The sequence below is a fragment of the Methylobacterium radiodurans genome, assembly GCF_003173735.1.
Lineage (GTDB): Bacteria > Pseudomonadota > Alphaproteobacteria > Rhizobiales > Beijerinckiaceae > Methylobacterium > Methylobacterium radiodurans.
In genome coordinates this window covers 4,357,723-4,381,032 of record NZ_CP029551.1, presented here as the reverse complement: position 1 = coordinate 4,381,032, position 23,310 = coordinate 4,357,723, and the positions used below count along the sequence as shown (strand labels likewise).

The 23,310-nt window shown below is 70.3% G+C and carries 24 protein-coding genes; 12 read left to right on the top strand and 12 right to left on the bottom strand.

Going from position 1 to position 23,310, the window contains the following annotated elements; translation table 11 throughout:
• The first annotated feature begins 188 nt into the window (after window positions 1-188).
• Window positions 189-332 carry a hypothetical protein gene (locus DK427_RS26795; RefSeq protein ID WP_204165203.1) on the top strand — a complete coding sequence of 48 codons (144 nt, stop codon included), beginning with the start codon at window positions 189-191 and terminating at the stop codon, window positions 330-332.
• On the opposite strand, the gene DK427_RS20525 is transcribed toward DK427_RS26795, so the two are convergent.
• Complete coding sequence (locus DK427_RS20525) at window positions 313-1,026, bottom strand: gamma-glutamylcyclotransferase (RefSeq protein WP_109952915.1); 714 nt, start codon at window positions 1,024-1,026, stop codon at window positions 313-315. The genes DK427_RS26795 and DK427_RS20525 overlap by 20 nt on opposite strands.
• Before the next feature lie 152 nt (window positions 1,027-1,178).
• Complete coding sequence (locus DK427_RS20520; RefSeq protein ID WP_109952913.1) at window positions 1,179-3,512, bottom strand: NADP-dependent malic enzyme; 2,334 nt, start codon at window positions 3,510-3,512, stop codon at window positions 1,179-1,181.
• Window positions 3,513-3,578: 66 nt separating this feature from the next.
• Between DK427_RS20520 and DK427_RS20515 the strand changes: the two genes are divergently transcribed.
• Window positions 3,579-4,184 carry a CatB-related O-acetyltransferase gene (locus DK427_RS20515; protein WP_109952911.1) on the top strand — a complete coding sequence of 202 codons (606 nt, stop codon included), beginning with the start codon at window positions 3,579-3,581 and terminating at the stop codon, window positions 4,182-4,184.
• Window positions 4,185-4,228: 44 nt separating this feature from the next.
• The gene (locus DK427_RS20510) at window positions 4,229-4,486 is read left to right on the top strand and encodes a DUF3297 family protein (RefSeq protein ID WP_109952909.1); all 258 of its coding nucleotides are present in this window, start codon (window positions 4,229-4,231) and stop codon (window positions 4,484-4,486) included.
• Here DK427_RS20510 and DK427_RS20505 read toward each other — a convergent pair.
• From DK427_RS20505 to aspS, 3 genes are read right to left on the bottom strand one after another with little or no spacing between them, the layout of a single operon-like run.
• Window positions 4,450-4,779, bottom strand: a complete 330-nt coding sequence (locus tag DK427_RS20505; protein ID WP_109952907.1) for a hypothetical protein — start codon at window positions 4,777-4,779, stop codon at window positions 4,450-4,452. The two genes, DK427_RS20510 and DK427_RS20505, sit on opposite strands and share 37 nt — an antisense overlap.
• Window positions 4,776-5,651, bottom strand: coding sequence for a glycosyltransferase family 2 protein (locus DK427_RS20500; protein ID WP_109954288.1), 876 nt, complete (start codon window positions 5,649-5,651; stop codon window positions 4,776-4,778). Before DK427_RS20500 ends, DK427_RS20505 begins: the two co-directional genes overlap by 4 nt.
• Window positions 5,652-5,702: 51 nt before the next feature.
• Window positions 5,703-7,514: an aspartate--tRNA ligase gene (gene aspS / locus DK427_RS20495; protein ID WP_109952904.1), complete on the bottom strand. Its 1,812-nt coding sequence runs from the start codon at window positions 7,512-7,514 to the stop codon at window positions 5,703-5,705.
• A 119-nt stretch (window positions 7,515-7,633) separates the two neighbouring features.
• Here aspS and DK427_RS20490 point away from each other — a divergent pair, with 119 nt between their 5' ends.
• The 3 genes from DK427_RS20490 (at window position 7,634) to DK427_RS20480 (ending at window position 9,673) form a co-directional block, all read left to right on the top strand.
• Window positions 7,634-8,044, top strand: a complete 411-nt coding sequence (locus DK427_RS20490) for a hypothetical protein (protein WP_245930661.1) — start codon at window positions 7,634-7,636, stop codon at window positions 8,042-8,044.
• Window positions 8,045-8,121: 77 nt separating this feature from the next.
• Window positions 8,122-9,276: a ribonuclease D gene (gene rnd / locus DK427_RS20485; RefSeq protein WP_109952902.1), complete on the top strand. Its 1,155-nt coding sequence runs from the start codon at window positions 8,122-8,124 to the stop codon at window positions 9,274-9,276.
• 106 nt (window positions 9,277-9,382) lie between these two features.
• Window positions 9,383-9,673 (top strand): hypothetical protein, encoded by a 291-nt coding sequence (locus DK427_RS20480; protein ID WP_109952899.1) that lies wholly within the window; start codon window positions 9,383-9,385, stop codon window positions 9,671-9,673.
• 17 nt (window positions 9,674-9,690) lie between these two features.
• Here DK427_RS20480 and DK427_RS20475 read toward each other — a convergent pair whose 3' ends face one another.
• Entirely contained in the window at window positions 9,691-10,107 is a 417-nt protein-coding gene (locus DK427_RS20475) for an EVE domain-containing protein (RefSeq protein WP_109952897.1), read from the bottom strand.
• Window positions 10,108-10,256: 149 nt separating this feature from the next.
• Here DK427_RS20475 and DK427_RS20470 point away from each other — a divergent pair, with 149 nt between their 5' ends.
• Window positions 10,257-11,003 (top strand): RNA methyltransferase, encoded by a 747-nt coding sequence (locus DK427_RS20470; protein WP_109952896.1) that lies wholly within the window; start codon window positions 10,257-10,259, stop codon window positions 11,001-11,003.
• A 27-nt stretch (window positions 11,004-11,030) separates the two neighbouring features.
• On the opposite strand, the gene xoxJ is transcribed toward DK427_RS20470, so the two are convergent.
• The 4 genes from xoxJ to DK427_RS20450 form a co-directional block, all read right to left on the bottom strand.
• Entirely contained in the window at window positions 11,031-11,894 is an 864-nt protein-coding gene (gene xoxJ, locus DK427_RS20465) for a rare earth element methanol dehydrogenase accessory protein XoxJ (RefSeq protein WP_109952895.1), read from the bottom strand.
• Window positions 11,894-12,472, bottom strand: coding sequence for a c-type cytochrome, methanol metabolism-related (locus tag DK427_RS20460; RefSeq protein ID WP_204165344.1), 579 nt, complete (start codon window positions 12,470-12,472; stop codon window positions 11,894-11,896). Before DK427_RS20460 ends, xoxJ begins: the two co-directional genes overlap by 1 nt.
• A 172-nt stretch (window positions 12,473-12,644) precedes the next feature.
• Window positions 12,645-14,450: a lanthanide-dependent methanol dehydrogenase XoxF1 gene (xoxF1, locus tag DK427_RS20455; protein WP_109952892.1), complete on the bottom strand. Its 1,806-nt coding sequence runs from the start codon at window positions 14,448-14,450 to the stop codon at window positions 12,645-12,647.
• 597 nt (window positions 14,451-15,047) lie between these two features.
• On the bottom strand, window positions 15,048-16,553 hold the full coding sequence (locus DK427_RS20450; protein ID WP_109952890.1) for a sensor histidine kinase: 1,506 nt from the start codon (window positions 16,551-16,553) through the stop codon (window positions 15,048-15,050).
• Window positions 16,554-16,792: 239 nt separating this feature from the next.
• Between DK427_RS20450 and DK427_RS20445 the strand changes: the two genes are divergently transcribed.
• The 5 genes from DK427_RS20445 (at window position 16,793) to DK427_RS20425 (ending at window position 21,400) form a co-directional block, all read left to right on the top strand.
• The gene (locus DK427_RS20445) at window positions 16,793-17,248 is read left to right on the top strand and encodes a (2Fe-2S)-binding protein (protein ID WP_109952888.1); all 456 of its coding nucleotides are present in this window, start codon (window positions 16,793-16,795) and stop codon (window positions 17,246-17,248) included.
• A gap of 28 nt (window positions 17,249-17,276) precedes the next feature.
• Window positions 17,277-19,493 (top strand): xanthine dehydrogenase family protein molybdopterin-binding subunit, encoded by a 2,217-nt coding sequence (locus DK427_RS20440; protein WP_109952886.1) that lies wholly within the window; start codon window positions 17,277-17,279, stop codon window positions 19,491-19,493.
• A 171-nt stretch (window positions 19,494-19,664) separates the two neighbouring features.
• Window positions 19,665-20,297, top strand: coding sequence for a uracil-DNA glycosylase family protein (locus DK427_RS20435; protein WP_109952884.1), 633 nt, complete (start codon window positions 19,665-19,667; stop codon window positions 20,295-20,297).
• Window positions 20,298-20,343: 46 nt separating this feature from the next.
• Window positions 20,344-21,042, top strand: a complete 699-nt coding sequence (gene pyrF, locus DK427_RS20430) for an orotidine-5'-phosphate decarboxylase (protein WP_109952881.1) — start codon at window positions 20,344-20,346, stop codon at window positions 21,040-21,042.
• A 13-nt stretch (window positions 21,043-21,055) separates the two neighbouring features.
• Window positions 21,056-21,400: a DUF1330 domain-containing protein gene (locus tag DK427_RS20425; protein ID WP_109952879.1), complete on the top strand. Its 345-nt coding sequence runs from the start codon at window positions 21,056-21,058 to the stop codon at window positions 21,398-21,400.
• Window positions 21,401-21,433: 33 nt separating this feature from the next.
• On the opposite strand, the gene DK427_RS20420 is transcribed toward DK427_RS20425, so the two are convergent.
• Window positions 21,434-22,066 carry a TetR/AcrR family transcriptional regulator gene (locus DK427_RS20420; RefSeq protein ID WP_109952877.1) on the bottom strand — a complete coding sequence of 211 codons (633 nt, stop codon included), beginning with the start codon at window positions 22,064-22,066 and terminating at the stop codon, window positions 21,434-21,436.
• A 172-nt stretch (window positions 22,067-22,238) separates the two neighbouring features.
• Window positions 22,239-23,282 (bottom strand): MaoC family dehydratase, encoded by a 1,044-nt coding sequence (locus tag DK427_RS20415; RefSeq protein ID WP_109952875.1) that lies wholly within the window; start codon window positions 23,280-23,282, stop codon window positions 22,239-22,241.
• Window positions 23,283-23,310: the final 28 nt, after the last annotated feature.

Sequence of the window (23,310 nt, the reverse complement as noted above, 5' to 3'; positions counted from 1 at the left end):
CTTCGTTGACTCTGTCCGCGGACCGACCGGGCGGCGCGCCTCCCTGTGTGCGCCAGCGCAGGTCCGCCGTCCGCTGGGGCGCCTAAACAGCCGTGCTTGAGACGTCGCCGCAGCGCCCACGAGCGGGCCCGGCGATGGCGCGGGCGATGCCGGGAGCCGGCCGCCCGGGATGCGGGATGTTCGGGACCATGCGGACCAAGGTTGTGCTGGCGCTGACGCTGTTCGTCCTCCTGACGACCGGCAAGACGCCGGGTTTCCGCGAGTTGCGGAACCCCGATGCCGAGCACCACGGCGGCCGCGCGTCGGTCGCGCTCAAGCGGGACCAGCTGTGAGGGCGATCTGCGCGCGCAGCCGCTCGGCCACGAGCTTCTGCAGCGACCAGAGGTGCCGGTCCCGGATGCCGAGCGCCGCGCAGGCCTCGACCGTGCGGTACAGGTACTCGGCGCTGGGGCCGAGATTCCCGCAGGCCGCCGCGATCCGGTCGGCGATCTCCGCGTCGGTGAGGCGCCCGCTGTAGCGGTCGCTCGCCCGGTTCACCAGGAAGGTGAGGGCCGGGACCGTGCCGGTCTCGGTCACGACCGGCAGCCAGCGGGCGACGTAGCCCATGCCGCGCATCTCCCGCCGCCAGACCGGCATCAGGACCTGGTGCGGGTCCGTGCCGGTGAGCCGGAAGGCGACGCCGCGGCAGAGGCCGCCCCGGTCCAGCGCCAGCACGAAGCCCGGCCTGTCGGGCGTGCCGCGGAAGCGCCGCTGGAGCAGGCAGAAGCGGCGGTGGAAGCCCCGCACGGTGCCGAGCCGGCTTTCCGCGAAGGCGAATTCCGGCCGCCACATCAGCGAGCCGTAGGCGAAGACCCAGAGATCGTCCCCGCCCGCGCGGTCGGCGATGATCGCGTCGAGCCCGGGCCGAAGCTCCTCGTCGGTGAGGAGCTTCAGGGCGGTCTCGTCGTCCGGGACCGGCACCGCATGGGCGCGGGCGATCAGATCGAGGCTGAGGTCGAGGTCGTCGGTCGGCGGGGCAGGGGGCATGCCCGGAGCGGAGCACCAAGCGGGCCGCCTGGCAAGCTTCCCGGCCCCGCCGCACAGCTTCCGCGGGGCCCCTTCGTCACGGATCTTCCGGTTGCCGCGCGGGAGCCGGAGCCCGCGCCCCGCGGGACGCGGCCGGCTCGCCGGAAGCGCCCCTACTCCGCCTGGAGTCCGGCGCCGGTCTCGGCGGCGTCCCGGCCCGCATCGACCTCACCGCCCTGCGCCTCGACCACCGCGGCCACCGTCACGTTGACGATGCCGCGCGCCGTCACCGAGGGCGTGAGGATGTGGGCGGGCTTGGCCGGGCCGATCAGCAGGGGGCCGACCGGCAGGGCGTCGGCCAGCACCTTGGCGAACTGGAAGGCGATGTTGGCCGCGTCCAGGTTCGGGAAGATCAGCACGTTGGCCGAGCCCTTCAGCCGCGAGCCCGGCAGGACCCGGTCGCGGATCAGCTCGGAGAGGGCCGAATCGGCCTGCATCTCGCCGTCCACCTGCAGGCTCGGCGCCCGCTCCTGCAGCGTCTCCAGCGCGGCGCGCATCTTCCGGGCCGAGGTCGTGTCGGACTGGCCGAAATCGGAGTGGCTGAGCAGCGCGATCTTCGGGGTCTGCCCGAACCGGCTGACATGGTTGGCGCAGGCCAGCGCGACCTCGACGATCTCGTCCTCGGTCGGATCGGGCCGGACATGGGTGTCGGCCAGGAAGAAGGCGCCCTTCTTGGTGACGATGAGGCTCATCGCGGCGCACTGGGTCAGGCCGGGCTTCAGCCCGATCACGTCGCGGATGATGCGCAGGCGCGTCTCGAACCGACCCTCGAGGCCGCAGATCAGCGCGTCGGCCTCGCCGCGGCGGACCGCGATCGCGCCGATCACCGTGGTGTTGGTGCGCACCAGCGTGCGGGCGGCCTCCGGCGTGATGCCGCGTCGGCCCGCGACCTCCAGATAGGTCTGCACGTAGGCGCGGTAGCGCGGATCGTCCTCGGGATCGATCAGCTCGAAGTCGCGGCCCTCCTGGATCGACAGGCCGAAGCGCTTGAGCCGGGTCTCGACCACCCGCGGGCGCCCGACCAGGATGGGCTTGGCCACTCCGTCCTCGACGAGCGCCTGGACGGCGCGCAGCACCCGCTCGTCCTCGCCCTCGGCGTAGATGACGCGCTTGGGCGCCTCCTTGGCCTTCGAGAAGAGCGGCTTCATGATGAAGCCCGAGCGGTGCACGAAGCGGTCCAGCGACTCGGCGTAGGCGTCGATGTCGGCGACCGGCCGGCCGGCGACGCCCGAATCCATCGCGGCCTTAGCGACGGCCGGCGCGATGCGCAGGATCAGGCGCGGGTCGAACGGGCTCGGGATCAGCGAGCGGGGGCCGAAGGGGCGGGCCTCGCCACCGTAGGCGCGGGCCACCACGTCCGAGGGCGTCTCGCGGGCGAGCGCGGCGATCGCCTTCACGGCGGCGATCTTCATCTCCTCGTTGATCTTGTGGGCGCCGACATCGAGTGCGCCGCGGAAGATGTAGGGGAAGCAGAGGACGTTGTTGACCTGGTTCGGGAAATCCGAGCGCCCGGTGCAGATCATCGCGTCCGGCCGCGCCTTCTCGGCGAGATCCGGCATGATCTCCGGATAGGGGTTGGCGAGCGCCATGATCAGCGGCTTCTCGGCCATCTTCTCGAGATACTCGGGCTTCAGGACCCCGCCCGCCGAGAGACCGATGAAGATGTCGGCGCCCGGGATGACGTCCGCGAGCGTCCGCGCCTCGGTCTCCTTGGCGTAGACGTCCTTCCAGCGGTCCATCAGCTCGGTGCGGCCGGCATAAACCACGCCCTTGATGTCGGTGACCGTGATGTTCTCGACCTTGGCGCCGAGCGAGACCAAGAGGTTGAGGCAGGCGAGCGCCGCCGCGCCGGCGCCCGAGGTGACGATCTTGGCCTCAGTGAGGTTCTTGCCGGCGAGTTCGAGCGCGTTGAGGACGGCGGCCGCCACGATGATCGCGGTGCCGTGCTGGTCGTCGTGGAAGACCGGGATGTTCATCCGGGCCCGGCAGCGCTCCTCGACCTCGAAGCACTCGGGCGCCTTGATGTCCTCCAGGTTGATACCACCGAAGGTTGGCTCCAGCGCGCAGACCACGTCGACGAGCTTGTCGACGTCGAGCTGGTCGACCTCGATGTCGAACACGTCGATGCCGGCGAACTTCTTGAACAGGACCGCCTTGCCCTCCATCACGGGCTTGGAGGCGAGCGGGCCGATATTGCCGAGGCCGAGCACGGCGGTGCCGTTCGACAGCACGGCGACGAGGTTCTGGCGGATCGTGAGGGTCGCGGCCTCCTGCGGATCCTCGTGGATCGCCATGCAGGCGGCGGCCACGCCCGGCGAGTAGGCGAGCGCGAGGTCGCGCTGGTTGCCGAGCGGTTTGGTGGCCTGGATCTCCAGCTTTCCGGGCTTGGGCAGGCGATGGTAGACGAGCGCCCCGGACTTCAGGTCCTCGGACATATTGTCGGCCATGGCCCTCTCTCCCGCTCGCTCTCAGCCCATGCGCGCACCTCTCGGCGGCGCCCGTTGAAGGCCCTGTTGCACCGGCTGCGCAGTGGGCGCAACCCGAACAACGAGACACGAATCCACCTCGCGAAACTGGTTCGGCGCTACGGTTTCTCCATCGGCGCCTATTCCTACGGGCGGCCCAAGGTACGCTTCCCGGAATCGGGCCGGCGCCTGACGATCGGCCGCTATTGTTCCATCGCCGACAAGGTCGAGATCCTGCTCGGCGGCGGCCACCGCCTCGAGTGGGCGACGACCTACCCGTTCGCCGCGATGGAGGGCCTCTTCCCCGACGCGCGGGCGCCGGATGACTACCACGTCGCCCGCGGCGACGTGACGATCGGGCACGATGTCTGGCTCGGCTCCGGCTGCCTGATCCTGCCGGGCGTCACGATCGGCCACGGCGCGGTGGTGGCCGCGCGCGCGGTGGTGACCCGCGACGTGCCGCCCTACGCGGTGGCGGCCGGCAACCCGGCCCGCGTCGTGCGCACCCGCTTCGACGCGGATACGATCGGCGCGCTCCTCGACGCGGCGTGGTGGGACCTGCCGCACGCGACGGTGAGCGGCCTCGTGCCGCTTCTGTGCAGCGCCCGCACCGAAGACCTGCTGGCGGCGCTCGCCGTTGCGCGGGCGCCCTGAATCGCCTACCCGCGGGGATCGCATCCCAGCAGACGTACAGACCCATGTCCGACACGCCTCCCGACCGCCTCGCCGCCAACCCGAACAGCCCGTACTACGACGAGAAGCTGCTGGAGCGCGGCGTCGGCGTGCGCTTCAAGGGCGTCGAGAAGACCAATGTCGAGGAGTACTGCGTCAGCGAGGGCTGGGTGCGTCTCTCGGCCGGCAAGACGCTCGACCGGGCCGGCAACCCGATGACGGTGAAGCTGAAGGGCCCGGTCGAGCCTTACTTTCGCGATGCCGAGGCCGCCTCCGAGGCCTGAGCCGCGACGCGCCTGAGCCCGCCCGCGTAGTCGCGCAAAGCCGCCTCGACCAGGGTGGCGACCTGGGCCTCCGTCCGGGGCGCCCGGACCACGAGGCTCGCCAGCACCTCCGGATGCCCGCGCCGCTGCTTCGGCGTGCGGGCGTGGTTCGAGAGGCGCAGCCGCCAGGGGCTGTCGCCTTCCGCAAGGTAGAGGCTGTCACCGCGCTCGTTGCGGGCGACCTCCCGGAAGCCGTGCGCGGCCAGCAGCCGCGCGGCACGGGCGAGGGCGGCCGGCGGGGGCAGGGCGCTCATCGAGACTCCGTCAATCCCTCGCGCGCCAGGGCGCTCCGTCCCCGCAGCGCCGCCAGGGCACCCGCCGCCGCGCCGCCGTAGCGCTCCCAGCCGGCCCGGCGCAGGACGAGGAGCGCGAGGATCGCCTTCAGGCCGTTCGTCAGCAGCGTGCCCGGGCTCGGATCCGGCAAACCGTATTTCCGGGCGACGTAGGCCCGCGACCACGCGATGTGCCAGCGCGCGCGGAAGACCCGGCCAGGCTCCGGCGCCGAGGAGCGCCCGCGCCCGTGCAGCGCCTCCGCGGCGTGGACGTGCACGAGGGCGCGCCCCGCATCGGCCACACGGCGGCAGAGGTCGTCGTCCTCGTAGAACAGAAAGATCGCCTCGTCGAAGCCGCCGAGTTCGAGAAAGAGGGCGCGCTCCACCATCAGGCAGGCGCCCGACAGGAAGGGCGCGCAGGCGTCGCCCTCGGGCGGGTCGCGGCGGCCCTGCGGGTTCCGGAGGTAGAGCGCCAGAAAGGATTGCGCCTGGAAGAAGAAGCGCCCGTCGGGCTCGACGATGCGCGGGGCGTAGAGTCCGGCATCCGGGTAGGACGCGGCCGCCGCGCGCAAGCCCGCCACGGCACCGGGCCGGAGGATCAGGTCGGGGTTGACGACGAGGACGTAGGAAGCCTCCGCTGCGCGGATGCCGATGTTGTTCGCCCGGCCGTAGCCCTCGTTGCGGGGATTGCGGATGACCCGGGCGCCGAGGCGCTCGGCGAGATCGGCCGAGCCGTCGCGGCTGGCATTGTCCACCACGAGCGCCGGAACGCCCTCGGCGCGCAGCGCCGCGAGGCAGTCGGGCAGGGCGTGGGCGCTGTCGTGGGCGACGACGATCGCGACGAGGTCTTGCACGTGAACCACCGCGGCACCCTCCCCGCAGAGGGGGAGGGTTGGGCATTGCGCCTACTTCTTCTCCGGCAGGTTCAGCCGGATGTGCAGCTCGCGGAGCTGCTTCGGCGTCGCCTCGGAGGGCGCGCTCATCATCAGGTCCTCGGCGCGCTGGTTCATCGGGAACAGCACCACCTCGCGGATGTTCGGCTCGTTGCAGAGCAGCATCACGATGCGGTCGACGCCGGGCGCGATGCCGCCGTGGGGCGGGGCGCCGAGGCGCAGCGCGTTCAGCATGCCGCCGAACTTCGCCTCCAGCACGTCCCGGCCGTAGCCCGCGAGCCCGAAGGCCTTCTCCATGATCTCGGGCTTGTGGTTCCGGATCGCGCCCGAGGACAGCTCGATGCCGTTGCAGACGATGTCGTACTGGAAGGCCTTGATGCCGAGGATCGTCTCCGCGTCCGCCTCGCCGAGCTTCAGGAAGGCCTCGTGGTCGAAGTTCGGCATCGAGAACGGGTTGTGCGAGAAGTCGATCTTCTTCTCGTCCTCGTTCCACTCGAACATCGGGAAGTCGGTGATCCAGCAGAAGGCGTACTGGTCCTTGTCGCAGAGGCCGAGATCGTCGCCGATGCGGATGCGGGCCTTGCCGGCGAGCGCAGCCGCCTTCGCCTCGGGGCCGGCCGCGAAGAACACCGCGTCGCCGGCCTTGGCGCCGGCCTTCTCGGCGATGCGCGCCTGGATCTCGGCCGGGATGAACTTGGCGATCGGGCCGCGGCCCGTGAGCGTGCCGCCCTCGTCCTCGAACACGATGTAGCCGAGGCCGGGCGCGCCTTCCGAGCGGGCCCAGTCGTTCAGCTTGTCGAAGAAGGAGCGCGGCTGGGAAGCGGCGCCCGTGGCGGGAATCGCCCGGACCACGCCGCCCGACTTGATCACGCCCTTGAACGCCTTGAACTCGACCGCCTCCTCGGCGAACTCGTCGGTGACGTCGGCGATGATCAGGGGGTTCCGGAGGTCCGGCTTGTCGACGCCGTATTTCAGCATCGCGTCCGCGTAGGTGATGCGCGGGAAGTCCTTCGTGACCCGCTTGCCTTCCGCGAACTCCTCGAACACGCCGCGCAGCACTGGCTCGACCGACTGGAACACGTCCTCCTGCGTGACGAAGCTCATCTCGATATCGAGCTGGTAGAACTCGCCGGGCGAGCGGTCGGCGCGCGCGTCCTCGTCGCGGAAGCAGGGCGCGATCTGGAAGTAGCGGTCGAAGCCCGCGATCATCGTGAGCTGCTTGAACTGCTGCGGGGCCTGCGGCAGCGCGTAGAACTTGCCCGGGTGCAGGCGGGACGGCACGAGGAAGTCGCGCGCGCCCTCCGGCGAGGAGGCGGTCAGGATCGGCGTCTGGAACTCGAAGAAGCCGCCGTCGCGCATGCGGCGGCGCAGGGCGTCGATGATCGCGCCGCGCTTCATGATGTTGGCGTGCAGCTTCTCGCGGCGCAGATCGAGGAAGCGGTAGCGCAGCCGCGTCTCCTCCGGATACTCGACGTCGCCGAAGACCGGCATCGGCAGCTCGGCCGCCGCGCCCAGCACCTCGAGGTCGTCGATGTAGACCTCGACCGCGCCGGTCGGCAGATCGGCGTTCTCGGTGCCGGCGGGCCGCGTGCGCACGCGGCCGTCGATGCGGATCACCCACTCGGAGCGCACGGCCTCGGCGGCCCGAAAGGCCTTGGAATCGGAATCCACCACGCACTGCGTCAGCCCGTAATGGTCGCGCAGGTCGATGAAGAGCACACCGCCGTGGTCGCGAACGCGGTGGCACCAGCCAGAGAGGCGGACGGTGTCGCCGACGTCGGACGGGCGGAGCGCCCCGCAGGTGTGGGTACGGTAACGGTGCATGGCAGGCTCTCGGGAACGAGGCCGGCACCATTCACGGGAGGCTCACCAAGTCAAGCGCGGGCCGCGATTCCGGGCCCCGGAGACTACCGGAATCAGGGGTCGATCCCCATATGATGTCCATGAACGCGCATGTGTTTTCCGATTTTTCAGCGGTCCGGCCCGAGCCCGCCGCGCCGGCTTCCCCGGCCTGGCATCTCCTGCCGCTCGAAGGGCGGTTCGAGCTGGTCTACGAGGACGGGCAGGGGGTCTGGAGCCGCCGCACCGTTGCGGCGCGCGAGCTGAAGCTCGGGCCCGGCCGCACCCTACTCGGCGGCATCGACCCGGGCCGCGGCGGCTACCGCGGCTTCCGGGTCGACCGCATCCGCCGCCTCACCGACACCGCGACCGGCGAGCGGCTGGAGGGCGGCATCCTCGACTGGCTGATGGCCCGGGCCGAGACGCAGCGCCGCGAGCAGGCCCGCGATCACCGCCGGCGGACGCGCGCCCAGACCCGCGCCCGCCGCGAGGCGGCGCTCGAACGCCTCGCTTAACCCTCGGGACGATGCGCGCTGGGGAGGGCCGGGGCGCGCCGCTCCCCAAGCCCGAAAACCTCCGGTATAGCCGGAAGATGGACCTGATCAGCACCACACAGGCGCTCGAAGACGCCTGCGCCCGGCTCGCCGCACAGCCCTTCGTGACCGTCGACACGGAGTTCATGCGCGAGACGACCTACTACCCGAAGCTCTGCCTGATCCAGATGGCGGCGCCGGACGGGACGGGCGTGCTGGTCGATCCGCTCGCCAAGGGGATCGACCTCAAGCCCTTCCTGGACCTGATGGCCGACGAGGGCGTGGTCAAGGTGTTCCACTCCGCCCGCCAGGATCTCGAGATCATCTGGCTGATGGGCGAGATCCTGCCCCACCCGTTCTTCGACACGCAGGTCGCCGCCATGGTCTGCGGCTACGGCGACTCGGTCTCCTACGAGCAGCTCGTCAACGACGTCGCCAAGGCCAAGGTCGACAAGTCGTCCCGCTTCACCGACTGGTCGCGCCGCCCGCTCTCGGACGCGCAGCTCGCCTACGCGCTCTCGGACGTGACTCACCTCGTCAAGGTCTACGAGAAGCTGGCGGGCGAGCTGCTGCGCACCGACCGCGGCGCCTGGCTCGACGAGGAGATGGGCGTGCTGATCTCGCCGGACACCTACCGGGCCGACCCGGCGCACGCCTGGCGCCGGCTCTCGGGCCGGATGCGCAAGCCCCGCGAGATCGCCGTGCTGATGGAGGTCGCAGCCTGGCGCGAGCGCGAGGCGCAGGCCCGGAACGTGCCGCGCGGTCGCATCCTCAAGGACGAGGCGGTGATCGACATCGCCACCGCGGGTCCCCGAAGCGTCGAGGCGCTCGGGCGCCTGCGCACCATCCCTGCCGGCTTCGAGCGCTCGCGCACCGGCACCGAGATCCTGGCGGCGGTCGAGCAGGGATTCGCCCGCGACCTCTCCGAGATCCGGCTGCCCGAGCGGGCGCGCAGCCGCGGCGGCGGCAACGGCGCCCTCGTCGAGTTGCTGAAGGTGCTCCTGAAGGCGGTGAGCGAGAACGAGGGCGTCGCGCCCAAGATCATCGCGACGGTGGACGACCTCGAAGCCGTGGCGGACGACGACGAGGCGGAGATCCCGCTGCTCCAGGGCTGGCGCCGCGCCCTGTTCGGCGAGAAGGCGCTGGCGCTCAAGCACGGCCGCCTCGCGCTCTCCGCCGAGGGCGGCCGCATCGTCGTGCGCGCCCTGGATTAGGGACAGGCCCCCCACTCTGTCGCGGACGACGGCGTGACAGCGGGCGGGGACGGGATTAAACGGCAATCGGGTTGCCGCTTCCTCCCGCCCTCCCGCGTCGCGTCCGATGGCCGAACCGAACGAAGTCCTTAAGACGCTGACGGGGCTGGGCCATGTCTCGGCGGAGGGCTGCATTCCGGTGCGGGTGCGCTACCGGGTCCTGCTGGAGCGCCGGGGGGACGAACTCGTCGCCCACGGGACGCTGAGAGGCCGGCATGCCGGCCTGCGCCCGATCTGGCTGGAGCCCGACGCGCAGCTGCGCCTGCGCAGCGGCCGGCGCCTCGCCATCGCGGTGACCGACCTCGTCGGCGACGAGGCGGAGTTCGAGAGCACCGGCCCGGTCGGCGAGCTAGCCTAGGCCGGACGGCCTCGGCCTCAATCCAGTCCGCCCATCCGGCGGATCAGCGCCCATTCGGCCTCGGTCACCGGCTGCACCGACAGGCGCGAGTTGTTGACCAGAACCATCTCCTTCAGGGCGCTCTCGGCCTTGATGGCGTCGAGCGTCACCGGGCGCGGCAGCGCCTCGACCGCGCGCACGTCGACCATGCCGAAGCGGCCGGTCTCGTCGGTGTGGTCGGGGTAGTAGGGCCGGATCACCTCCACGATGCCGACCACCGCCTTGCCCTCGTTCGAGTGATAGAAGAAACCCTGCTCGCCGACCTGCATCGCCATGAGCTGCTTCTTGGCGAGGTGGTTGCGCACCCCGTTCCAGAAGGTGCCGGCCGCGCCCGCCGCGACCTGCTGGTCCCAGGACCAGGTCGAGGGCTCGGATTTGAACAGCCAGCGCGCCATCGTGTGCGTTTCCCGTGCCGGCCTCCTCGGGCGGGCGGGGGATCCCATAGGCCGGGATGTCCGCGCGCACCATCCGCGGCGCAACTTTCCCCTTAGTGCCGAGCGGTTTGGTTGGTAGGGAGGCTGCCGTTCCCCACAGCCGGTCCGCCATGAAGAGCCTCGAGATCCCGCCGGGCGTCGCCCCCGCCATCATCCTGGTCGAGCCGCAGCTCGCCGAGAATATCGGCATGACGGCCCGCGCCATGGCGAATTTCGGCCTTTCGGAATTGCGCCTCGTCAACCCGAAGAACGGCTGGCCCAAGAAGGGCGTGCGGGAGGCGGCCTCGGGCGCGACGCACGTCCTCGACGCCGCGACCGTCCATGCCAGCGTGCCGGAGGCCATCGCCGACCTCAACCACGTGCTCGCAACCACGGCGCGCGAGCGCGGGCAGATGAAGCGGGTCTACGGGCCCGAGGAGGCGATGGAGGCGGTCTGCGCCCGCGCAGGCCAGCGCGTCGGCGTGCTGTTCGGGCGCGAGCGCGTCGGGCTCACCAACGACGAGGTCTCCTACGCCGACGCGATCGTGACGTTTCCGGTCTCGCCGGATTTCCCCTCGCTCAACCTCGCACAGGGGGTGCTGCTGACAGCCTATGCGTGGCGCCGCGCCAGCGGCCGGGCACGGCTGCCCTTCACGGGCGAGATGCTCTCGCCCCCCGCGACCCGGGAAGCCCTGCTCTCCCTGTTCGGCAGCCTGGAGGCGGCGCTCGGCGGGGCGGGCTTCTACCCGCCCGAGAAGCGCGACATCATCGCCCGCAACATGCGCGACATGCTCCACCGCATGGCGATGACGGAGCAGGACGTGCGGACGGTGCGGGGCGCGCTGAAGGCCCTGACGCGGGGGCGCTCCGGAGAATAGGACGCCCCGGCGGGCCGGGGCGTACGTTCAAGGCTTGCCCGGCTCCAGCAGCCGGTTGTCGTTCTCGTCGAGGAGCGGCACGTCGAACTCCCGCAGCACCCGCTCGATGTCGTCGCGGCGCTTGCGCAGGATCGTGTTGAGCTGGCGCTTCCAGTCGTCCTCGCCGAGCCGCACGCCCATGCCGATGCGGTAGGTCATGGCCGGACGGTCGGGCTCCTTGAGGAGCGGCACGACGTCGAGCGGCTTGCCGGTGCGGGCCGCCGCCTGCTTGGCGAGCCAGCCCGCGGCCGGGCCCCAGAGCACCGCGGCGTCGATCGTTCCCTCGGCGAGATCCGAGACCACCTCCGCCGAGACCGTCTGGTGCGGGCGGGCCGGGTCGAGCTGGTAGGGCGCGTAGGCCTTCATCCCGGAGATCAGGCCGAGATCGCCCATCCGGTTGACCGGGGGCGTGCCGGCGATCACGCCGATGCGCTTGCCCTTGAGGCGCGCGTCGTCGAGGCCGGTCACGTCCGTGAACTCGCCGCGGCGCGTCACCAGCGTGTAGGCCGAGCGGTAGTAGGGATTGGTGTTTTGGACGAGCTCGCTGCCGAGCGCCGAGCCGATGATCACGTCGCACAGGCCGGTGCCCAGCGTGTTGCGCACGAAGCCCGGCCCCTGCGTCAGCCAGTAGTACCGGACCTTGATCTTCAGCTCGTCCGCAACGATCGCGGCGATCCTGTTCTCGAACCCGTCCTCCTTGCGCTGGGAGAACGGCATGTTGCCCGGGTCGCCGCAGACGCGCAGCGTGTCGGTCGTGACGAGATCGGGCAGGTGCTGCGCGGAGGTCCCGCGCGCTCCGGCGATGAGCAGGAGCGCGCAGGCGGCAGCTTTGGCGGTGGCGCGGGGCGTCATCAGCCGCCCAGGCACTCCTTCTCGGCCTTCTTGGCGGCCTCGGGCTTGTCTTCCTTGTCGCTCGGACGCACCCGGCCCATGGCCCCGGCGGCGCGCGCCTTCAGGTAGACGTAGAGGTCGTCGGCGTAGCACATGACGTTCTTGTTGTCGCCGAAGGCCGGCATGACGCTCTCGCCGCCGCCCGCGGTTTGGTTCTGGCGGCCGCCGGCGATGATGCCGATGAACTCCTCGTAGGAGAGACGCTTCAGCGAATCCTTGAGGGCGGGGGCGTAAGTCGAGCCCATGCCGTCCGGACCGTGGCAGACATGGCACTCGGCGTGGTAGCGACGGTACCCCGAATAGGCGTACCAATCGAACTTCTTGCCCTCGTTGGTGACGTGGAAGGTCGGGTGACCCTCGGCGTCGAAATACTTGCCGTCCTCGACCTTCACGGCAGCATCGCGCTTCAGGAGCTTCTCGTCCTGTTCGGCGGTCTTGTCGTTCGGGTTCAGCGAGTTGGCGAGGGCGGGATCGGCAGGCTTGGCATCCTCAGCATGTACGGCAACCACGTTGACGGTTGCTAGGGCGAGGGCAGCCATGAGCGGCCGCGTGACGAACGTGCTGAGGTGGTTCAACGGATGTTTCTCCCTGGACCTTTGACCGTGCCATTCCACCGATCGGGGCCGGCCTTCTTGAGGAACAGTCTAATCATAAGAGTACCGGCGCGGAAGCCCGCGCCGGTACCCATTCACCCCTGAGACCCGCGACCGATTAGTTCGGCAGCGCGAACACGGTCAGCTGACCGCCGAGGTTGGTGTAGTTCGACAGGGCCGCGTAGCCGCCGACCGCGCCGAGACCGGCATTCGGGTCGGTCAGGCCGGCCGCGAGGCCGATGCCGGCCCAGCCGCCGACGCCCGACAGGACGCCCACGTACTGCTTGCCCTTGTGCTGGTAGGTCATCACGTTGCCGATGATGCCCGACGGGGTCTTGAACTTGTACAGCTCCTTACCCGTCTTCGAGTCGACCGCCTTCAGGTAGCCCTCGAGCGTGCCGTAGAAGACCACGTCGCCGGCGGTGGCAAGAGCGCCCGACCACACCGAGAACTGCTCGGCGTTCGACCACTTGATCTTACCGTTCACGCCGTCCCAGGCGATGAAGTTACCCATGCCGCCGTGCGAGCCGGGGGCGGGGTACATCGACAGGGTCGCACCGACATAGGGCTGGCCCGGGGTGTAGCTCACCCGGAACGGCTCGTAGTCCATGCAGACGTGGTTGGTCGGCACGTAGAACAGGTTGGTCTTGGGCGAGTAGGCCGCCGGCTGCTGGTCCTTGGTACCGAGAGCCGCAGGGCAGATGCCCTTCGAGTTCACGTCCTCGCCGTTCTGCTCGGTCGAGTACTTCGACACGACCAGCGGACGGCCGTAGGTCTTCGAACCCTTGTCCATGTCGACCTTGGTGGCCCAGTTCACCACCGGATCGAACTTCTCGGCGACGAGAAGCTCGCCGGTCGCGCGATCGAGGGTGTAGCCGAAGCCGTTGCGGTCGAAGTGGGTGAGCAGCGGACGATCCTTGCCGTCAACCTTCTGATCCGTGAGGATCATCTCGTTGATGCCGTCGAAGTCCCACTCGTCGTGCGGGGTCATCTGATAGACCCACTTGGTCATGCCGGTGTCCGGGTTACGCGCCCAGATCGTCATGGACCACTTGTTGTCGCCCGGACGCTGCTTCGGGTTCCAGGTCGAGGGGTTGCCCGAGCCGTAGTACATCAGGTCGAGCTTGGGGTCGTACGAGAACCAGCCCCAGGTGCAGCCGCCGCCGGTCTTCCACTGATCGCCTTCCCAGGTCTTCAGCGAGGAGTCCTTGCCGATCGGCTTGCCGAGCGCGGTGGTCTTCTCCGGGTCGACGATCAGCTGATCATCCGGACCCATCGAGTAGCCGCGCCACACCTTCTTGCCCGACTTCAGGTCGTAGGCGGTGACGTGGCACTGCACGCCGAACTCGCCGCCCGAGATGCCGACGATGACCTTGTCCTTGACCGGCAGAACGGTCGCGGTGTTGGTCTCGCCCTTCTTTGGGTCGCCGTTCACGACCGACCAGTTGACCTTGCCGGTCTTGGCGTCGAGCGACACGACGGTGGTGTCGGCCTGGTGCAGGATGATGGTGCCGTCGGCGTAGGCCAGACCACGGTTGACCGTGTCGCAGCACATCACCGGGATCACGGACGGATCCTGCTTCGGCTCGTACTTCCAGACGATCTTGGCCTCGTTGTCGAGGTCGAGCGCGTAGACGATGTTCGGGAACGGCGTGTGGACGTACATCATGTTGCCGACGACGAGGGGCGAGCCCTCGTGGCCGCGCAGCACGCCGGTCGAGAAGGTCCAGGCGACCTGGAGGTTCTTCACGTTGCCCGCGTTGATCTGGTCGAGCTTCGAGTAGCGCGTGTTGGCGTAGTCGACCGTCTGGAGCACCTGCTCCGCCGGGTTCGCGATACCCTTCATGACGCTGTCATTGGCCATGGCCGGGCCGGCGAACGCCGCCACGCCTGCGCCGAGGGCGAGAAGATGAACCGCTCTCATGGATTCCTCCGACAAGTCTTTGAGGCCTTAAGGCACGGGTGTTCAGCCCGCGACTGCGAGACCTGACCTGCTGTTTGCGACAGGGATACTGTTGCGCTTCGGTAGCGGGTCGCTCTCACGGTGCCGAACGAGCACCGAACCAGAGCCGACCATCCCTTCGGCCGGCTCCTCGAAACCGAAGCTTGAACGGACTCTAAGAGAAATTTGAGCGCCGTCAATCCGTCCTGCCGCTTCTGCCCGCGACAGGGCAGCGCAGATCCACAATGCTGGATCGGAGCCGGCAAATGCTGCCGCGCACCCCATCTTTTGTGCATTGCAGCAAAAGGTCTTATCGGCATCGCCCAGGCCGCCCTGTTCTGCCTTTCACCATGCGTTTTACGCCGATCCACTCGGCAAGAGGCCCCAGGGTATGCGTCGGAGGCCGGGACGAGGCGTTTTGCAGCGCCGAACATTGCCGCGAGCCGCGCATTGCGGCCGGCCCGTTCCGGGACACGGACGTTTCATCCTTGAAGGGATGTCAGCGCGCGCGGCGATGCCGAATCATCCCGACTCCCGCACTCCCCAGAGGACGATCTGCGAGCAGGATAGGAGGTTCTCTCAAGCCGCGCGGGCGGCCGGCACCGTGACCGCCGGGAGCGTGTCCATCACGCGCGCGGCCGGCAGGGTGACGATGACCTCGGTGCCCTCGCGGGGCTTCGACTTCAAGGTGAAGTTGCCTCCGTGCAGGTCGACCAGCCCCTTCACGATGGGCAGGCCGAGCCCCGAGCCCTGCTCGGCAGTCTTGATCGCCATCGAGCCGCGGCCGAAGGACGACATCACCGTGTCGATCTCGTCCTCGGGGATCCCCGGGCCGCTGTCCTTGACCGCGACGTACTGTCCGCCCGAACTCGTCCAGCCGACTTTGATGGTGATCTCGCCGCCGGGCGGGGTGAACTTCACGGCGTTCGACAGGAGGTTGAGAACGATCTGACGCAGCGCCCGCTCGTCGGCCCAGATCCGCGGCAGCGAGGCGTCGATGTACTCGGCGAAGGCCTGGCTCTTCGCCTTGGCCTTCAGGCCCATCATGTGGCGGCACTCTTCGACCACGTGGGCGAGCTGTACCGCCTCCTCGTTCATCTCGTAGCGCCCCGCCTCGATGCGCGAGAGGTCGAGGATCTCGTTGATGAGGTTGAGGAGGTGCATCCCGCTGTCGTGGATATCGGTGGCGTATTCCCGGTAGCTCGGCGCCGCGTGCGGTCCGAAGACCTCGTTCTTCATCACCTCCGAGAACCCGAGGATCGCGTTGAGCGGCGTGCGCAGCTCGTGGCTCATCGTGGCGAGGAAGCGGGATTTGGCGAGGTTGGCCTCCTCGGCCCGGCGCCGCGCCTCGTCGGAATTGGCCTTGGCCTGCTCCAGCTCCCCGAAGACAGCGTCCTTCTCGGCCCGCGACTGGAGCGCGCCTACCGTCGAGGTGTAGAGGCGCCGCGCGAGGCCGAGGAAGAAGATCTGCGAGCCGCAAGCCATCGCCACGAGCAGCAGGGCGTCGGTCTCGCGCGAGAAGGCCAGGAGGGCCAGCGCGCCGATGATCAGCGGCGCCAGGGCCGCCACCGCCGCGGCCGGAACGGTCGCGGCCAGCATCGTGGCGACCGCCGAGGCGATGACGAGCCCGAACAGACCGAAGGTCCAGCCGGCGGTCGCCCCGAGCCCGACCATCGCCGCCCAGGCCAGGCTCTGCAGCGCCTCGCCGACGACGAAGCGGCGGCGCCAGCGCGGCAGCGCGATCGCCCTCGGGTCGGCTCGCAGGAAGCGCAGGCTCAGCCCGGTGTTGAGCGTGACGAGCACGATGACGCCGAACGCCCAGAGGACCGGAATCAGCGGCCCGGTCCAGTAGCTCGCGGCGACCGCCAGCACGATGGCGAAGAGGCCGAGCGGGATGCCCGCGCCCGCGCGGTACTGGGCGTAGTGGCGCAGGAGCTCGTAGTCGAAGGCGCGCTCCAACCCTGTCTGCGAGGTCAGGCGCTCGCGCGCCGAGCGCATCTCCCGGGCGATGCCGCGCCGCCGCGCCACCTCCTCCGTCGAGGGACCGCGCCCGCGCTGCACCATCTCGACGGTCAGGTCGGACATCGAACTCTTGAACGCTGCGCTGGAATCGGGGCCGCGGCCTCACACCGGCCGCCTGCACCAGAATGGGTCGGATATGTTAAGAACGGCCTGCCGCGGCGCCTCGGATTGTCCGCAACCCACGCGCGAACGCCTCACGCGGGGCCTGTGTTGAGGGTTGCGTGCTCCGGCGCACATGCAGGCTCCGCGCGGCGGATTAACGCTCGCGCGATCCAGGATCCACGATCCAGGGGAGGGTTCGGATGTTCAAGCTCACCGTCAACGGCGCGACGCACGAGGTCGAGGCCGATCCCGACATGCCGCTCCTCTGGGTCCTGCGCGACCGCCTGGACAAGACGGGCACCAAGTACGGCTGCGGCATCGCGCAGTGCGGCGCCTGCACGATCCATCTCGACGGCCAGCCGGCCCGCGCCTGCCAGACCCGGATCGGCGATGTCGGGGAAGCGCAGATCACCACGATCGAGGGCGTCTCGGGCCGCGTCGCAGAGGCGGTGCAGGGGGCGTGGCGCAAGCTCGATGTCGTGCAGTGCGGCTACTGCCAGTCCGGCCAGATCATGTCGGCGATCGGCCTCCTCACCGGCAACTCGAAGCCCTCGGACGCCGACATCGACGGAGCGATGGACGGCAATATCTGCCGCTGCGGCACCTACCAGCGCATTCGGGCGGCGATCCACGAAGCCGCCCGCACCCTCGCCTAATCCCGCACGTCCTGACCGGAGCACCGCCATGCTGAAGATCCGTCAGCCGACGACCCAAACTGCGCCGCGCGCGAGTCGCCGCGGCTTCCTCACCGGCGCGGCCGCCGCCGCGGGCGCCATCGTGATCGGGTTCCGCCTCGATCTCGGCAAGGCGCGCGCCGCCGGCGCCGACCTCGCCGCGGTGAAGGCGCAGCCCAACGCCTTCGTGCGGATCGGGGCCGACGACACCGTGACGGTGATCATCAAGCACCTGGACATGGGCCAGGGCAATACGACCGGCCTCGCCACGATCCTGGCCGACGAGCTCGACGCCGACTGGGCAACCGTCCGCACCGAGTTCGCGCCGGCCGACGCCGCGCTCTACAACAACCTGCTGATGGGCCCGATCCAGGGCACCGGCGGCTCGACCGCGGTGGCCAATTCCTGGATGCAGCTGCGCAAGGCGGGTGCGGCCGCCCGCGAGATGCTGGTGGCGGCGGCCGCCTTCGCCTGGAAGGTGCCGGTGGCCGAGATCACGGTCGAGAACGGCGTGGTGCGCCACGCGGGCTCGAACCGGCAGGCCCGCTTTGGGGAACTGGCGGCGTCCGCCGCCTCCCTGCCGGTGCCGCAGGAGCCGCGGCTCAAGGACCCGAGCCAGTGGCGGCTGATCGGCCAGCGCGTGCCGCGCCTCGACTCGAAGATGAAGACCGACGGCAGCGCGGTCTACGCCCTCGACACCCGCCGTCCCGGCCAGGTCACCGCGGTCGTCGCCCACCCGCCGCGCTTCGGCGCCACCGTGAAGGGCTTCGACGACGCGGCATCCCGCAAGGTCGCGGGCGTCCTCGACGTGGTGGCGATCCCGACCGGTGTCGCGGTCATCGCCCGCGACACCTGGGCGGCGATGAAGGGCCGCGAGGCCCTGAAGGTCACCTGGGACGAGAGCGCGGCCGAGTCCCGCTCCTCCGACGCGATCCTGGCCGAGTACCGCGAGACCGCCAAGCGCCCCGGCATCGTCGCCTCCGAGCGCGGCGACCCGGCCGCCGGCATCAAGAACGCGGCCCAGGTCCTGGAGGCGGAGTTCAGCTTCCCCTACCTCGCCCACGCCGCGATGGAGCCCTTGAACGCCACGATCGAGCGGGCGACGGACGGCACCTACGACATCTTCGCCGGCCTACAGTTCCAGACGATCGAGCAGGCGACGGCAGCAGCGATCCTCGGCGTCACCCCCGACAAGGTCCGGCTGCACACGCAATGGGCCGGCGGCTCCTTCGGCCGGCGCGCCACGCCGTCCGCCGACTACATCGCGGAGGCCGCCACCATCCTGAAGGCCTGGGGCGCGAAGGCGCCCGTGCACCTCGTCTGGACCCGCGAGGACGACATGACGGGCGGCTACTACCGCCCGACCGTCTACCATAAGATCCGGGCCGGCCTCGACGCCAAGGGTGCGGTCACGGGCTGGCAGCACGTCATGGTCGGCAAGTCGATCATGATCGGCTCGCCCTTCGAGGCGATGCTGGTAAAGAACGGCGTCGACGGCACCACGGTCGAGGGCGCCTCCGACACGCCCTACGCCCTGCCGGCCTACCGCTTCGAGGTGCACAACGCCCGCGAGGGCGTGCCGGTGCTGTGGTGGCGCTCGGTTGGCCACACCCACACGGCGCATGCCATGGAGGTGATGATCGACGAGCTGGCCCACGCCGCCAAGGTCGATCCGGTGGCCTATCGCCTGTCACTGCTGGCGAACGCGCCGCGCCTCGCGGGCGTGCTCAAGCTCGCGGCCGAGAAGGCGAACTGGGGTTCGGACGCGCAGACGGGGAACGAGAAGGGCAAGGGCCTGGGCGTCGCCGTCCACGAATCCTTCGGCTCCTACGTGGCGATGGTGGCTGACGTCACGGCCGGCACCGGCAGCATCAAGGTCAACCGCATCGTGGCGGCGGTCGATGTCGGGATCGCGGTCAACCCGGACATCGTGCGGGCGCAGGTCGAGGGCGCGGTCGGCTTCGCGCTCTCCTCGGTGCTGCGCAACCGCGTCACCCTGAAGGACGGCGTGGTGCAGGAGACCAACTTCGACGCTTATGAGCCGACCCGGATGAGCGAGATGCCGGTGGTCGAGGTGCACATCGTGCCGAGCCAGGCCGCGCCGACGGGCATCGGCGAGCCGGGCGTGCCGGTTCTGGCGCCGGCCATCTCCAACGCGGTCTTCGCGGCGACCGGCCAGCGCCTGCGCGCGCTGCCGCTCGACCTCGCCAGCCTGAAGGGCGTGTGATTCGCCGCACATCGCGGGCAGGCAAGCGGGGTCTAAGCCGGTTCTCGAAAGCACCCCAAGGCTTTCTAGACCCCCAGCACTTCTTCACGGCGCGGCTCACCCCGCGCCGTTTTTTCGTCCCGGCCGCGGCGCCCTGGCCGCACGGGGCCGCGGCCCCCATCTGCGAGGCGGATGACCGCCCCCGACACCTTCGAGACGACCGCGGCGCGCCTGCGCGCCTGCCGGATCTGCCGCGACGCGCCCCGCTACGGCCCGCCCCTGCCGCAGGAGCCCCGGCCGATCGTGCAGGGATCGGGGACCGCCCGGCTCTGCATCGCCAGCCAGGCGCCCGGGACGCGGGCGAACCGCACCGGCAAGCCCTTCACCGACCCGTCCGGCGTGCGGCTGAGGACCTGGCTCGGCCTCGACGAGGCCGCCTTCTACGACGCCGCCCGCGTCGCCATCGTGCCGATGGGCTCGTGCTTTCCCGGCCTCGACGCCAAGGGCGGCGACCGGCCGCCGCGGCGGGAATGCGCGGAGCAGTGGCGGGCCGCGCTCTTCGCCGGGCTTCCCGACCTCGAACTGATCCTGGTCATCGGTCAGTACGCGCAAGGTTGGCATCTCGGCAGGATGCCGGGCGGCCTCACCGCCACGGTGCGCGACTGGCGCGCGATCCTCGGCCGGCCGGGCCGGCCGCGGGTGCTGCCGCTGCCGCATCCCTCCTGGCGCAACAACGGCTGGCTCCGGCGCGAGCCCTGGTTCGAGGCCGAGCTTCTTCCCATCCTGCGCGCCGAGGTGGCGCGGGTGATGGGGCCGCGCGATTGACAAACCGGTGAGCCGGCCCGATCCCTCGCGCCCGACCGGAGACCGCATGAGCCAGATCACCGACCCGCGCGACCGCCTGATCGTCGCCCTCGACCTCGCCGACGTGGAGGCCGCCCGCGCCCTGGTGGACCGGATCGGGGACGCTGCCACCTTCTACAAGATCGGCTACCGGCTCGGGTACAACGGCGGCCTCGGCTTCGCGCGCGCGCTGACGGAGCGGGGCCTGAAGGTCTTCCTCGACCTGAAGCTCCACGACATCGGCAACACGGTGGAGGAGGGCGTGCGGGCGGTGGCCGATCTCGGCGTCAGCTTCCTCACGGTGCACGCCTACCCGCAGACCATGCGGGCGGCGGTGCGCGGCCGCAGCGGAGACCTGAAGATCCTCGCCGTCACCGTGCTCACCTCCTACGACGAGGCCGATGCGGCGGAGGCCGGCTACGCCCTGCCGGTCGCCGAGATGGTGGCCAAGCGCGCGGAGCAGGCCCGGGAGATCGGCATCGACGGCATCGTCTGCAGCGCCGCCGAGGCGGTGGCGGTGCGCGGCGTCGTGGGGCCCGACCGCCTGATCGTGACCCCGGGCATCCGCCCGGTGGGGTCCGACCTCGGCGACCAGAAGCGGGTGCTGACGCCGGGCGAGGCGCGCCGGGCCGGCATCGACCACGTGGTGGTGGGCCGCCCGATCGCGGGCGCCGCCGACCCGCGGGCGGTGGCGCAGGCGATCGTCCGCGAGATGGAAACGGCGTGAGGGAGAGGGTGTGATGGCGCGGGGCTACTGGATCGTGCGGGTCGACGTGAGCGACCCGGAGGCCTACGGGCGCTACGCGGCCGCGAACGGAGCGGCCTTCGCCAAGTTCGGGGGCCGCTTCCTCGTGCGGGGCGGCGGCTTCGAGGCGGTGGCCGGCACCGCGCGGGCCCGCAACGTGGTGCTGGAATTCCCGAGCTACGAGGCGGCGCTCGCCTGCTGGAACTCCGACCTCTACCAGCAGGCCCGCGCGCTCCAGGGCGGCACGCAGGCCGAGATCATCGTGATCGAGGGTTACGACGGCCCGCAGCCGGGCACCTCGGACGCGCCCCCGACCGCGCAGACGCCGGCCTCGGAATAGAGGCGCGGTTCCGGGGCGTTCGCGGCCCGGTCCTCAGCGGGCCGGCCGCAGGCCGCGGAGCACGAAGGCGATCACCTGATCGAGCGTCGGCTCCGGCACCTGCGGCAGCTGGCCCACCAGCAGCGGGTGCGTGTGGCGGGTGATCGCCGCCTGGACGCAGCGCGCCGCGACCGCCGGATCCTCCGCCTCGAACTCGCCGGTCCGCACGCCGTCCCGCACGATGCGCTCGAACACGGCGCCGATGCGGTCGATGTGGTGGCGGCAGACCCCCCAGCTCTCCCCCATCGCGGCCTCGATCATCTCGTGGATGCGCGGGTACCCGTCCCACCGCGCGACGGTGTCGCGGTGGAGCGCCTCGATCGCCTGCCGCAGCCGCGCCTCGGCGGGCAGGCCCGCCACGTCGGCAATCCGCGCGATCAGCGCCTCGATCTCCCCGGTGACGCGCTCGACCACGGCCTCGTTGATCGCCTTCTTCGAGTCGAAGAAGCGGTAGACGTTGGCCGGGCTCATCTTGAGCGTCTTGGCGATGTCGGCCACCGTGGTCTTCTGGTAGCCGATCTCCCGGAACGAGCGCTCTGCCACCGCCAGGATGCGGCAGCGCGTGGTCGGCGCGCTCTCCTCGCGGTCGCCGTCCTGCGCGGTGTCCGGATGGGCCAGGATGGTCATTCTCGCTGCGTGTGCCGTGACGGGATCGGGCTGCTGAGCCGGCTCGTTCATCCTGCTTAGGCAGCCCGGCCCGGCCCGTCAAAGACGCCGGCACCGGCGCGAGGGTTCCGGTGGGGGTCGCTCCGCGCTCCGGTATCGATCGGGACCGCGGCCTCGGCGGCTGCTTCGGCCGCTACTTCGGCATGAAGGCCCAGTAGTCGAGATCGAGGATGACGGCGGGGTCGTAACCGTCGCCCTGCCGGTCCGGATAGGCGCCGCAGGGCTGGTTCTTCGTCGCCACCGTGCGCAGGCGCAGCAGGCCGACATCGCCGCGGCCGACATCCGCGGTGTCGAGCACCTCGCTCCAGGCATAGACGGTGTCGCCGGAGAAGAGCGGCGCCACGTGCCGGCCCGCGTTGATGCCGGCGAGCGCGAAGGCGTTGGCGAGCCCGTTGAAGCTGAGCGCGCGGGCGAGCGAGATCACGTGGCCGCCGTAGATCAGCCGCTTCCCGAACCGGGTATCCTTCGCGGCATGGTTGTCGAAATGCACCTTGGCGGTGTTCTGGAACAGGCGCGTGGCGATCTGGTGCTCGGCCTCCTCGACGGTCATGCCGTCGACGTGGTCGATGCGCTCGCCCGTCCGGTAGTCGCCGAAGCGGTGCGGGCTGCCCGCGAGATCGAGGTCGTAGGCGCTCACGTCGAGCTTCGGCAGGGAAGCGGCGAGGTCGTGCGGATCGACCACCTTGGCGAGGCTCGGCACGTGCTCCTCGGCGATCGCGGCTTGCGGATCGCGCTTCCGCACGAGGACCCAGCGGCAGTAGCTCAGCACGGTCTGGCCCGCCGCGTCCGAGCCGACCGAGCGCACGTAGACCACGCCCGTCTGCCGGTTGGAGCTCTCCTTGAGGCCGATCACCTCGGAGACGGTGGAGAGCGTCTCGCCCGGATAGACCGGCCGGCGGAACCCGCCCTCGGCGTAGCCGAGATTGGCCACGGCGTTCAGCGAGATGTCCGGCACGGTCTTGCCGAAGACCACGTGGAAGGTGAGCAGATCGTCGAGCGGGCTGCGCGGATAGCCGACGGCCTGCGCGAAGGCGTCCGAGGATTGCACGGCGAAGCGCGGCCCGTAGAGCGCGGTGTAGAGCGCGACGTCGCCCGTCGTCACGGTGCGGGGCGTGGCGTGCCGGATGGTCTCGCCGAGACGGTAATCCTCGAAGAAGCGGCCGGGATTGGTCTTCACGGGGCGTTCCCTCCCTGGGGTCGTTCGT

Coding starts and splice junctions, on each gene's coding strand:
- DK427_RS26795 (WP_204165203.1), top strand. CDS start 189: ATGCGGACCAAGGTTGTGCTGGCGCTGACGCTGTTCGTCCTCCTGACG.
- DK427_RS20525 (WP_109952915.1), bottom strand. CDS start 1,026: ATGCCCCCTGCCCCGCCGACCGACGACCTCGACCTCAGCCTCGATCTG.
- DK427_RS20520 (WP_109952913.1), bottom strand. CDS start 3,512: ATGGCCGACAATATGTCCGAGGACCTGAAGTCCGGGGCGCTCGTCTAC.
- DK427_RS20510 (WP_109952909.1), top strand. CDS start 4,229: ATGTCCGACACGCCTCCCGACCGCCTCGCCGCCAACCCGAACAGCCCG.
- DK427_RS20505 (WP_109952907.1), bottom strand. CDS start 4,779: ATGAGCGCCCTGCCCCCGCCGGCCGCCCTCGCCCGTGCCGCGCGGCTG.
- aspS (WP_109952904.1), bottom strand. CDS start 7,514: ATGCACCGTTACCGTACCCACACCTGCGGGGCGCTCCGCCCGTCCGAC.
- DK427_RS20490 (WP_245930661.1), top strand. CDS start 7,634: ATGAACGCGCATGTGTTTTCCGATTTTTCAGCGGTCCGGCCCGAGCCC.
- rnd (WP_109952902.1), top strand. CDS start 8,122: ATGGACCTGATCAGCACCACACAGGCGCTCGAAGACGCCTGCGCCCGG.
- DK427_RS20480 (WP_109952899.1), top strand. CDS start 9,383: ATGGCCGAACCGAACGAAGTCCTTAAGACGCTGACGGGGCTGGGCCAT.
- DK427_RS20475 (WP_109952897.1), bottom strand. CDS start 10,107: ATGGCGCGCTGGCTGTTCAAATCCGAGCCCTCGACCTGGTCCTGGGAC.
- DK427_RS20470 (WP_109952896.1), top strand. CDS start 10,257: ATGAAGAGCCTCGAGATCCCGCCGGGCGTCGCCCCCGCCATCATCCTG.
- xoxJ (WP_109952895.1), bottom strand. CDS start 11,894: ATGACGCCCCGCGCCACCGCCAAAGCTGCCGCCTGCGCGCTCCTGCTC.
- DK427_RS20460 (WP_204165344.1), bottom strand. CDS start 12,472: ATGGCTGCCCTCGCCCTAGCAACCGTCAACGTGGTTGCCGTACATGCT.
- xoxF1 (WP_109952892.1), bottom strand. CDS start 14,450: ATGAGAGCGGTTCATCTTCTCGCCCTCGGCGCAGGCGTGGCGGCGTTC.
- DK427_RS20450 (WP_109952890.1), bottom strand. CDS start 16,553: ATGTCCGACCTGACCGTCGAGATGGTGCAGCGCGGGCGCGGTCCCTCG.
- DK427_RS20445 (WP_109952888.1), top strand. CDS start 16,793: ATGTTCAAGCTCACCGTCAACGGCGCGACGCACGAGGTCGAGGCCGAT.
- DK427_RS20440 (WP_109952886.1), top strand. CDS start 17,277: ATGCTGAAGATCCGTCAGCCGACGACCCAAACTGCGCCGCGCGCGAGT.
- DK427_RS20435 (WP_109952884.1), top strand. CDS start 19,665: ATGACCGCCCCCGACACCTTCGAGACGACCGCGGCGCGCCTGCGCGCC.
- pyrF (WP_109952881.1), top strand. CDS start 20,344: ATGAGCCAGATCACCGACCCGCGCGACCGCCTGATCGTCGCCCTCGAC.
- DK427_RS20425 (WP_109952879.1), top strand. CDS start 21,056: ATGGCGCGGGGCTACTGGATCGTGCGGGTCGACGTGAGCGACCCGGAG.
- DK427_RS20420 (WP_109952877.1), bottom strand. CDS start 22,066: ATGACCATCCTGGCCCATCCGGACACCGCGCAGGACGGCGACCGCGAG.